The sequence below is a fragment of the Legionella donaldsonii genome (genome assembly GCF_900452385.1).
Classification (GTDB): domain Bacteria; phylum Pseudomonadota; class Gammaproteobacteria; order Legionellales; family Legionellaceae; genus Tatlockia; species Tatlockia donaldsonii.
In genome coordinates, this window is sequence record NZ_UGOA01000001.1 from 2095215 (window position 1) to 2107288 (window position 12074).

Genomic DNA, 12074 nt, shown 5'->3' on the forward strand with positions numbered 1-12074 from the left:
CTGTTTTGAAGCAATAGTTATTTTATAAATAGCCTTTCCACGTCCTCATCTAACCCCGAAAAGGATCAAACCAGGTAGGTCTATTCAAACTCCATCTTCACTTACACGCCCATTTCATTGACTACAACCACGGGAATTTGAGGGGTAATGTCCTGTATCGAATGAACTGTCGTGGCATCCACATTAAGCCCAACAAAAGTAAGCGTCGCACCATTAGCAAAATTCACATTCAAATCTTGTCCATTATTACTATTGGAAAACGGAGTTTGTTGATCCAGCAAATTGTCCAGATCATTCACATTCTCAACATTGATTACACTTTCAAATTTAAGCACATCCTGCGTCGGATTGAAATTATGGATAGTATTATTGCCTTTTAATGTTTCAAGGTTAAGTAATAAAGTATCCTGATCGGTATCAAGCCCAAGATCAATCACATTATTGCCTGTGCCTCCATCAACAATATCAGCACCTTTACCGGCATTAATGATATCGTTTCCTTCTTGCCCGAAAATTCGGTCATTTCCGGAGCCACCTTCCAGAATATCATGGCCTCCAGATCTTGTATTACCATTCGCCAACACTGTTTCCTGAGCCAATTCATGGGTATGATTATTGATATAATCCAGAGTATCAGCGCGGGTCCAGTTATATTGGGCATTGTTTTCTAATTCATTAAAAACTGCCCAACCTGAGCCTAGTGGTAAATCAAGCCCTTTATCTGCTGCAAGTTTATCCGTATAAAGTGTGTCACCATAAATAAGATCATTATCACCATAACCTACAATATGGTCACCACCAGCCGCATTTAAGGTAATAAATGGATTTAATTGCGCTAAAATGTCATTTAGTATCGCGGGTGAATTAGCATTAAAAGCTATTCCTGTGCTGTCAATATTATTCAGGTAACTGGTAGCCGCTGCATTATCAATCGATACCGCCCGTAATATTCCATGACTTTGTAGCGCATCTACTTCACTAAAGGTATCAGCAATACTTCTTACATAGTCATTAGAGCCACCACCAGTAGCAGTAGTACTACTAACAGCCAATGTTTCAAAATCGCCATCACTATCGTTATCGACTCGATATTGCTGTGTACCATCAAGATCCCGTGAGTTAGATTCTGAGATTAGATTATTAAAATCGCGTGTTGTTGCACCACCTGTTTCAGTGCCATATAAATTTCTAATAAGAACTTCTTCTGTTAAAGAACCATGGCCCATAACAGAAGTTTGACTCGTATAATTTGTGGAGTCACCATCCATATAGAATGTAGGTAAACCATCAGTTAAAAATATAGTTTGTTGAATATCCGCAGCGCCTGCGGAGGTGTCAAACCACTGATGGGTTGCTCCTAAAGCGGCTTCGTAGTTAGTACCCCCTGTTGCTTGTAAACCCGCAATAAAATTAAGCGCTCCTGCTAAACCAGCAGCCGTACTAATGTTAAAAGTTCCTTGATTATTTACAAAGGTGCTAAAAGAGGTTAGATGAACATTAATCGTAGCATTTTCTGTCTCTGATAATTGGTTTAACAAATTAGATACTAAACTTTTCATGACAGTTAAACGGGATTGATTATTGCCAAAAATTTCACCCATACTGCCGGATGTATCAAGAATAAACGCTAAATTGGCTACCTTACCTACAACTTCTACACCGCCAACATCTCCCACTAAAATGTCGGCTCTTCCATCACCAGATATGGTACCTTGCCCACTACCCACTTCGTAATTGGGTAGACTATTCCCTGTATCATTAGTATTTGTACCTACGATAAGCACAGGAGGCGACGTGTCATGGGTATTAATAATTAAATTAGCCGAACTATAATCACCATCGCCATCACGAATAGTGTAAACGAATTGTTCTGTACTATCTTCCAATGTTTCATAGGATGTATAACTGTAATCACCACTAGTAAAATCGAATCTTAGAGTTCCGTGGAATTGTGTATCTTCAATAAGAACAAAACGATGACCATTGGCATCAATAGCAGCATTCTCGGCTAAATAAGTAACTCCATTATGTTCCAGGGAAACTACTTTCTGATCGGTCCCACCATCAGCACCATAAGAATCGACTTGCCCATTCGGACTAGGATTTGAGATTACATTACCATTAACAAAACTTGCCTCATTCACATTAGTTAGATTATCAAAAGCTACTGGACCGTCATCATCAAAACCAATGTTACCTCCCAAATCCAATACCTTAGCATCTGTATGAGTATCACCATCGCCATCAATGATGATGGCCGTAGCTAATAATCCAACCAGTCCATTATTTAGCCATATTTGCTGGGCAGCAAAATTAGCGTTTGTACCCGGTAAATCGTGATCGATTTCCCTTTGTTGAGTAAGTGTCACTAAGCCAGTACTAGAATTAACTCCCAATGAAAAGACTGTATTTCCCCCGGTCACGCCAGCTGCCGTTGCCGAGGTTGAACCGATAACCTCACCGTTGATGTTGTAAAGGTGAATCACCTGCCCATCCGATTTTAGCCCGGAATCAACACCGGCGGATGCCAGTAAATTAAGCTGGTAAGTCCATGCCACAGAACCAGCCCCATCCGCACCAAAATTCGAAGCAGCTGTAAAGGCGGCAGCAAAGGAAGCCGTCGCCACATCAGACGCCGCACCGATGGTTTGTGCATCCTGGGTATTTAACAGAATGAGGTTGCCATCGGTTGCTGTCACAGAAATGCTTGGACCATCATCATCAAAAACGACATTGCCCCCTAAATCAAGCACCTTGGAATCGGTACTGGTATCGCCATCACCATCCGTGATCGTGGCTTGACCGGTTAACCCCACCAGACCCGTGTTTAAACTAATTTCCTGGGCCTCATAATTCGCATTTGAACCTGGCAGGCTGTGATCGATTTCCCGCAGTTGCGTGAGGCTGACTTCCCCGGTACCGGAATTCACGGCCAGTGAGAAAATTGTATTTCCCCCGGTCACGCCAGCTGCCGTTGCCGAGGTTGAACCGATAACCTCGCCGTTAATGTTGTAAAGGTGAATCACCTGCCCATCCGATTTTAGCCCGGAATCAACACCGGCGGATGCCAGTAAATTAAGCTGGTAAGTCCATGCCACAGAACCAGCCCCATCCGCACCAAAATTCGAAGCAGCTGTAAAGGCGGCAGCAAAGGAAGCCGTCGCCACATCAGACGCCGCACCGATGGTTTGTGCATCCTGGGTATTTAACAGAATGAGGTTGCCATCGGTTGCTGTCACAGAAATGCTTGGACCATCATCATCAAAAACGACATTGCCCCCTAAATCAAGCACCTTGGAATCGGTACTGGTATCGCCATCACCATCCGTGATCGTGGCTTGACCGGTTAACCCCACCAGACCCGTGTTTAAACTAATTTCCTGGGCCTCATAATTCGCATTTGAACCTGGCAGGCTGTGATCGATTTCCCGCAGTTGCGTGAGGCTGACTTCCCCGGTGCCGGAATTCACGGCCAGTAAGAAAATTGTATTTCCCCCGGTCACGCCAGCTGCCGTTGCCGAGGTTGAACCAATAACCTCGCCGTTGATGTTATAAAGGTGAATCACTTGCCCATCCGATTTTAGCCCGGAATCAACACCGGCGGATGCCAGTAAATTAAGCTGGTAAGTCCATGCCACAGAACCAGCCCCATCCGCACCAAAATTCGAAGCAGCTGTAAAGGCGGCAGCAAAGGAAGCCGTCGCCACATCAGACGCCGCACCGATGGTTTGTGCATCCTGGGTATTTAACAGAATGAGGTTGCCATCGGTTGCTGTCACAGAAATGCTTGGACCATCATCATCAAAAACGACATTGCCCCCTAAATCAAGCACCTTGGAATCGGTACTGGTATCGCCATCACCATCCGTGATCGTGGCTTGACCGGTTAACCCCACCAGACCCGTGTTTAAACTAATTTCCTGGGCCTCATAATTCGCATTTGAACCTGGCAGGCTGTGATCGATTTCCCGCAGTTGCGTGAGGCTGACTTCCCCGGTGCCGGAATTCACGGCCAGTGAGAAAATTGTATTTCCCCCGGTCACGCCAGCTGCCGTTGCCGAGGTTGAACCAATAAGCTCGCCGTTAATGTTGTAAAGGTGAATCACCTGCCCATCCGATTTTAGCCCGGAATCAACACCGGCGGATGCCAGTAAATTAAGCTGGTAAGTCCATGCCACAGAACCAGCTCCATCCGCACCAAAATTCGAAGCAGCTGTAAAGGCGGCAGCAAAGGAAGCCGTCGCCACATCAGACGCCGCACCGATGGTTTGTGCATCCTGGGTATTTAACAGAATGAGGTTCTCATCGGTTGCTGTCACAGAAATACTTGGACCATCATCATCAAAAACGACATTGCCCCCTAAATCAAGCACCTTGGAATCGGTACTGGTATCGCCATCACCATCCGTGATCGTGGCTTGACCGGTTAACCCCACCAGCCCCGTGTTTAAACTAATTTCCTGGGCCTCATAATTCGCATTTGAACCTGGCAGGCTGTGATCGATTTCCCGCAGTTGCGTGAGGCTGACTTCCCCGGTACCGGAATTCACGGCCAGTGAGAAAATCGTATTTCCCCCGGTCACGCCAGCTGCCGTTGCCGAGGTTGAACCGATAACCTCACCGTTGATGTTGTAAAGGTGAATCACCTGCCCATCCGATTTTAGCCCGGAATCAACACCGGCGGATGCCAGTAAATTAAGCTGGTAAGTCCATGCCACAGAACCAGCCCCATCCGCACCAAAATTCGAAGCAGCTGTAAAGGCGGCAGCAAAGGAAGCCGTCGCCACATCAGACGCCGCACCGATGGTTTGTGCATCCTGGGTATTTAACAGAATGAGGTTGCCATCGGTTGCTGTCACAGAAATGCTTGGACCATCATCATCAAAAACGACATTGCCCCCTAAATCAAGCACCTTGGAATCGGTACTGGTATCGCCATCACCATCCGTGATCGTGGCTTGACCGGTTAACCCCACCAGACCCGTGTTTAAACTAATTTCCTGGGCCTCATAATTCGCATTTGAACCTGGCAGGCTGTGATCGATTTCCCGCAGTTGCGTGAGGCTGACTTCCCCGGTGCCGGAATTCACGGCCAGTGAGAAAATTGTATTTCCCCCGGTCACGCCAGCTGCCGTTGCCGAGGTTGAACCGATAACCTCACCGTTGATGTTATAAAGGTGAATCACCTGCCCATCCGATTTTAGCCCGGAATCAACACCGGCGGATGCCAGTAAATTAAGCTGGTAAGTCCATGCCACAGAACCAGCCCCATCCGCACCAAAATTCGAAGCAGCTGTAAAGGCGGCAGCAAAGGAAGCCGTCGCCACATCAGACGCCGCACCGATGGTTTGTGCATCCTGGGTATTTAATAGAATGAGGTTCTCATCGGTTGCTGCCACGGAAATACTGGGACCGTCGTCAAGTATATCAATATTAAAATTTTTACTCAGACTATCGCCATCACTATCAATAACGGTTGCTGTAACAACGACTCTAAACAGGTCGTTATTATCAAGAGAATCAGCGTGTGGTATCGCCTTTAGTTGCGTAAATTGATATTCATTCTCCGCATTGTAAACTAGCTTCCAAAATCCATCATTATTGGTTAACGTACGAGTTTCCGGATCCCATACTGCATTTTCTGCTGTAAATTTAACCTCACCACCGTCAGCATCAGCACCAAAATCTTTTTCTAAAACCCCAACAATAGACGTTAATCCATCTGTTTCATCTACTAATAAATCATCTGTACCCGTAATCTTAGGTCCGTCATCGTAAATAGTTATCAAAAATGGGCTACTGGCGCTGGCACCATCAGTCCTTGTTAGGATAGCAGTCACCTCAATAGCAGTATTGTCATTGTTATCATTTGAGTCTGGATGTTTAATGGCTTCTAATTGAGAAAAATCGAATTGCTTAGTATTAGCGTTATAGCGTAGCTCCCAACTACCATCATCCGCCACTAACATTTTTTCGCCATCGTTCCATGTTGCATTGCTCGCAGAAAATGTTAAGGATTTAATTGCTAAATCCTCCACATTCGAACGCACTGTTACAGCAGCTGTTTGTAAACCATTCGACTCATCGAATGACAACCCCTGTGTTGCCAGTTGAACAGGTATTTGCGCTGTTATGGCTGGTACACCAGAATCACCTATATTTGAAATTTGAACATCTTGTACAGGAGCTCTCTCTTCAAAAAGAATAGGAACAAACCTTATTGAGTCAGTAAAGGAGAGGGAAGGTCCTAAAGTATCATACCCGGCATTAACATGCCCAACACCATAAAGTGGATCCAGAACAAATATACTACCACCGCTTCCTAAAACCGTGTCCTCACCTGCTGCGGTTTCTTCCAATGATTGCAGCAAGGCCACTGGATCAATGCCATTAGCCATTGCCTTTTCAACAAGCGCGTCAACATCAACACCCTGCTTTATACTTTTTAGCAAGGGAGAAATACCGTCGAGATTGAATGTTTGCCCAGCCCCCAAATAGATATTTTCCAACCCCTGTATATGGAGTTGAGCGTCTCCATCCATTAGCAGGAGTCGTTCTCCAGGTAATACCGTCGTACCGGTTTTTGCAATAGTTGCGTGGTTATTTGAATGAATTTTAATAAGAAAACCATTTAAGGCATCGACAACCATCGGTATATCTTTATTCATTTTAATACATCCCTAAATAAAGAAATGGAAGCTATGTCTGAATGCACAGCAAAACCGACAGATCGCCTTTTGAATTTGTATATCCTTCACAAATACTGTTTAACGATTGGATTTGCTTAAATAGAATGGTTTCCTATCCCTGAATCCTTCTCATAATGCTTTCCAGTCATAAGGATACCATTTCAACAGTATCTTGTTTAAATATAGCACAGCATGAGATTTATTTTTCCTTTTTGATTTTTTGGAACCATTTTCCTGTTATTGATTAGCTGAAACCTTGAAAAAACCCGGTTAAACGGGAAAAGATGAAAACTATCTAATTGATTTAATTAATAAAAAAAAGCTTTCTCGAAATTATTAGCCTACCCCAATATTAAAAAATTTATCAAAAAAAACGGTATATTTTTAGCTTGTTCTCATCAAAATGACCATTAGTATAGTTATTAGCTCGTTGTATTCCATAACGAGAAAAGAGGCAGTATCTGCAATTTTGGCTTTAAGCGAGCAATATCACTCGTTATTGATGTCTTTATGCTCTCCTCTAGCCGATAGGAGGAGAGCCAAACCACTATCCTGCTAAATCTTAGCTACATTTTGGTTCTTTCCTGTAGGTAACCAATATTCCTTGTACATGCGCTACTTCCTTCAGCCTCTCCATACCATTTCCAGCATGGCCACGGTACTCATAAGGACCAACCACCACATTAAAGCAATCTGTACATTTGCTCAGTGACTCAATGCATGCTGCAAATCCAAGGTTGCGTAAACGGTTTCTCAATGCAATAGCATCTGCTTTTAACTTTAGACGTCCTGCAGAAACATACCAAATTCTTGGCGTCACACCAGGCGGTGGAGTCGTATTTTTTGCGATTATTGCTTTTGTTAAGGGGGTCGTATCCATATTCTTTACTGGTTGCGCCAGATATAAAGACCTGTCCGTTGTATCCGGATAGGGTAATTCATCCATCGCTTTGTTTAACAGTATATGCGTCTGGGCTGAACTGAAAACATCATTATTCACGACGTTTTGCGGTAAGCGCATCTTCAGATAACACAGCAACCGACCCATGCCATTGAGCAACCGATAACGACTATAAACCTCGTCATTGATTCCACGGGCCAACTCTATTTGTGACTGATAGTACTCATTCTGAGAATCCAGCAAATCCAGCAGGGTTCTTTTGCCAACCTTAAACTGTTCTTGATAAGCACTGCGAGTCTCTCTTGAAGCAACAACATGCCGGCGTAGCGGATTTAAACGCAACCCGGAGGCTGTCCACGCATTCCAGGACAACCGCACGGACTCCTTCATATCGATCAAAGCCTTATTCTTCAATTCATAGGCTTCTTGAACCTCATAGGCCGTCTGCCGTACATTGGCATCATCTGAACCGCCACGAAACAAATTATAATTCATCCGAATCATCGCCATTCGGTCATTATTCGGCCCTATCAATCCATCCAGGTTACGGTTTTGGGACGCACTCAATACAAAATCAACGCGCGGATAATACGCTGCCCGCGCAACATCGTATTGTGATTTCGCCTCTTTCACATCCGCATAGGTTGAACGGACAGTTGGATGGTTATCTAATCCTCGCTCTATTGCCTCACCTAATGAACGAGGCAAATCCTGGTGTGTCGGTACACGCGGCCACACCAATTTCCCTGGCCACTTCCCTACAACCTTCGCGTAATTAATCCGTGCTTCCTGCAAGTTCGCTTCCGCACTGATTTTATTCGATTCCGCCAAAGCCAGGCGAGCATCGGCTTGATCCACCTCTGCCTCGCGCGATACTCCTGCTTCACTCCGATCTTTTATCATGCCAAAAACTGCACGATGCGCATGATAGTTGGTGATTGCATAACCATATAATTTTTCGTGGAGAATCACCAGTAAATAGCGATTTATGATTTCTAGCGCTAAATCTTCCGCCACGCCTTGCGTTTTCAATTCCTGCGCTTGATACAAACTCTTCGTTCGTTTGACTTCATTAACTATACCGCCGCCAGCAAACAGATTTTGCTTTAACTCAATGTAGGATTCCGTACGATTCAATATCCTGATACCAGGCCCATCAATCGCTTCTGTCGTCGGGTTATCACTCCTTTCTCGACCAAAGCCCGCATTCGCATCGATAGTCGGCCACCAGCCTCCTCGAGCCTTATCTATCCCTTGACGCGCGGATAACTGCTTCGCCGTGTTATATAGAACATCAGGGTTAGAAATCATCCCGTGCTGCACTGCTTCATTTAATGTGTCCGCTCTTAATGGAGAGGTTGCAACAATAGCCAATACCAGTAAGCAATACCTCATTCATCCATCCTCTTCTTCCTAAATGCCTTCATTTATCCCAATAAGCTAATGCATCCCCCCCCTAACATCAACTTATTTTTCCTATAAATTTTAGTCTGTTATCATTAGATAACTTCTCTTGCTCAATTCATAAAAACATAATGCAAAATGATTTAACTGCTCTCACTGTCACTCAACTTAACCAACAGGTCCGATCCTGGCTAGAGCTGGAAATGGGGAATGTTACGGTTACAGGTGAATTATCTAATTTAAGTAAACCTGGTTCCGGGCATTTTTATTTTACTCTAAAAGATCCTACCGCCCAATTACGTTGTGTTTATTTTCGTAACCACCACAATAGCATGAGTAAAAATTTTCAGGACGGCCAGCAAGTCCTCGCTCAAGGCAAATTAAGCTTATATGAGGCGCGAGGTGATTACCAACTGATTGTCTACTCTTTGAATGAAGCTGGTTTGGGTGCACTCTACCGTCAATTTGAGGAATTGAAAACAAAACTTCAAGCACAAGGTTTATTTGCACAAGATAAAAAAAAGAGCATTCCACGTTACCCTACTGTCATTGGAATCATTACCTCACCAACAGGAGCTGCTCTTCGCGATATCCTCATTACTTTAGCACGGCGCTTTCCTCTAGCGGCCGTTAAAATTTATGCGAGTGAAGTTCAAGGCAGGGATGCGGCTAAACAGCTTATTAAAGCGATCAAAAAAGCGAATCAAGATAAAAAATCCGATGTTCTGATTTTAGCGCGTGGAGGGGGTAGTATAGAAGATCTCTGGGCTTTTAATGACGAGCAATTAGCCTTGGCAATCAGAGGCAGTACCATACCAATTGTCTCCGGAGTTGGACACGAAACTGATTTTACTATCGCTGATTTTGTTGCCGATTTGCGAGCTGCAACACCAACAGCAGCAGCCGAGGCTGTTACACCAAATCAGTTTGATTTATTAAACACACTTATTTCTCTTGAGCAACGACTGTTAAGAGCAATAAACCGCTTTATTCAACATAAACAATTGTTACTCTCTCATTGCACTACCAAAATCTTATCACCAGAGCACTTAATTAATAAGCATTACCAAACGCTCGATTATCTCGAACGACACCTCAATCAAGGCTTACGAAATTTAGTAAATCAGAAAAAAAATCATGTCCATTTACTAATAACTAATCTTCATGCAAAAAATCCGATAATCCTTTTACAGCAATCGAAAGCAAAATTACAATATCTTGAACAACAACTCACCCACAATCTACTTGCCAAAGTAAATAGATTAAAGCAAATTTTTTCTTCCCGTTTGGCAACATTGCATGCAGTGAGCCCTCTAGCTACACTGGAAAGAGGTTATGCTATCGCAACTCATGATAAAACTATTCTTTTCGATAGCAACCAAGTCAAAAAAGGCGATAATATTGAATTAAGATTGGCAAAAGGACGTCTCATGTGTGAAGTCATTAATAATGAGGAATAAAAGGATGAAAAATTTTTCTCAGCGTTTCACGATTGGTTTGATGTTTGTTTTTTTCCTAATAAACACCACATACGCCGCTTTGCCCTATCAGCTACCAGAAAATCATTCAGTCAATGGCGGCCTAACCATTATTCCTATTGACATCAAACAAAAACCTGAAGCCTACTACGACAACAAAAAAATAGCTGTTATGCCAAGTACACAATCCAATCAATGGCTACTGATTGTCGGAATCCCCTTGGACAAAGAAGAAGCTATTCAAACTCTTATGATCACCAAACCCTACAAAGCCTCTATCCCTTTTCATGTCACTGATAAATTTTATAGTACTCAGTATTTGACGATTGCAAACAAACGCCAAGTTGATCCCTACGAAGAAGATAAACAACGAATAGACAACGAAACGAAAGAAATGGCTATTCTTTTTGCCGAATTTACTCCTGCCAATCCTTTCGCCGAAGGTTTTAAGGCTCCAGCGCATGGTCCTATTACCGGTCTATTTGGCTTAAAACGACGATACAATAATCAGCCGCGTCCACCTCACTCTGGTTTAGACATTGGAGCCCCAGAAAATACGCCTGTCCATACTATTGCCAAGGGAAAAGTAGTCGCTACCAACGATTATTTTTTTACAGGTAATACTGTTATTGTCGATCACGGTATGGGCGTCTTTTCTCTCTATGCGCATTTGAAGCGCATCGATGTCAAAAAGGGAGATATTTTGAACCAAGGACAACAAGTGGGCATCGTTGGTCAAACCGGCCGAGCAACTGGACCCCATTTACACTGGTCAATGGTAATGAATCAAACCTTAGTCGATCCCCTTCTTTTTGTGCCCGTACGTATCATAACGGCTGTACCCAAACCAGCCGAGGTAAAAACACCCATGAACCCAGCGAATTAATACTATGCTCGAACAACTTAATACCAGCCTGACTTTGATTATTAGTCAGACACAACAAAATCTGAAGATCCTGGCTATTATCCTCTTTCTGCCTTGGTCCATTTACTTTATAAATTTCTTCCTGGGCAAGCGTTTACTTTATTTGGGCATCATTCCCAGGCACATGATTGGTCTACCCGGTATAGTATTTTCACCGCTACTGCACCTTAACTTTAATCATCTTTTTTTCAATTCAATTCCACTTTTAGTATTAAGCAATTTTGTTTTGATTAATGGCTTGACTTATTTTTTATGGGTTACCCTGGTTATTGCCATTATTAGTGGTTTTTTAACCTGGTGCTTTGCAAAACCCGGAATACATGTTGGTGCCAGTGGTTTGATTACCGGTTATTGGGGATTACTGGTCACCGACATTTTGCAGCAAGGAACTCTTACTGCGATCATTCTCGGTGTAATCAGTTTGTATTATTTCGCTGGGATTTTTCTAGGTGTATTTCCCGGGAAAAAAGGCGTCTCCTGGGAAGGCCATTTATTCGGTTTATTAGCAGGTTTAATAACCAGCTATCTACCTCATTCTTTCCTTAGCGCTTGAAACTCAAAGAAGGATCAAAAACAAGCCTTAGTTCCTGCATGCAGGTATACTATTAATCCTACAAATCACAAGTTATAAGAGTCGCTGCTTTGGAGCTTTTATAGTATACTCTTGCCCCTTAAAA

5 protein-coding genes are annotated in these 12074 nt (G+C 43.4%); 3 read left to right on the plus strand and 2 right to left on the minus strand.

Annotated features, from left to right (window positions below; genetic code table 11):
- Window positions 1-101: 101 nt before the first annotated feature.
- Together DYC89_RS09555 and DYC89_RS09560 are read right to left on the minus strand one after the other, a co-directional pair.
- The gene (locus DYC89_RS09555; protein WP_115221574.1) at window positions 102-6668 is read right to left on the minus strand and encodes a DUF5801 repeats-in-toxin domain-containing protein; all 6567 of its coding nucleotides are present in this window, start codon (window positions 6666-6668) and stop codon (window positions 102-104) included.
- Between the two features lie 583 nt (window positions 6669-7251).
- Window positions 7252-8985, minus strand: coding sequence for a TolC family outer membrane protein (locus tag DYC89_RS09560; protein WP_115221575.1), 1734 nt, complete (start codon window positions 8983-8985; stop codon window positions 7252-7254).
- A gap of 140 nt (window positions 8986-9125) precedes the next feature.
- Between DYC89_RS09560 and xseA the strand changes: the two genes are divergently transcribed.
- Genes xseA through DYC89_RS09575 form a run of 3 tightly spaced genes read left to right on the plus strand, consistent with a single transcriptional unit; the run spans window position 9126 to window position 11950 of the window.
- Complete coding sequence (gene xseA / locus DYC89_RS09565; RefSeq protein ID WP_115221576.1) at window positions 9126-10454, plus strand: exodeoxyribonuclease VII large subunit; 1329 nt, start codon at window positions 9126-9128, stop codon at window positions 10452-10454.
- A gap of 4 nt (window positions 10455-10458) precedes the next feature.
- Complete coding sequence (locus tag DYC89_RS09570; RefSeq protein ID WP_412754437.1) at window positions 10459-11358, plus strand: peptidoglycan DD-metalloendopeptidase family protein; 900 nt, start codon at window positions 10459-10461, stop codon at window positions 11356-11358.
- Window positions 11359-11362: 4 nt separating this feature from the next.
- Window positions 11363-11950, plus strand: coding sequence for a rhomboid family intramembrane serine protease (locus tag DYC89_RS09575; RefSeq protein WP_115221577.1), 588 nt, complete (start codon window positions 11363-11365; stop codon window positions 11948-11950).
- Window positions 11951-12074 lie beyond the last annotated feature (124 nt).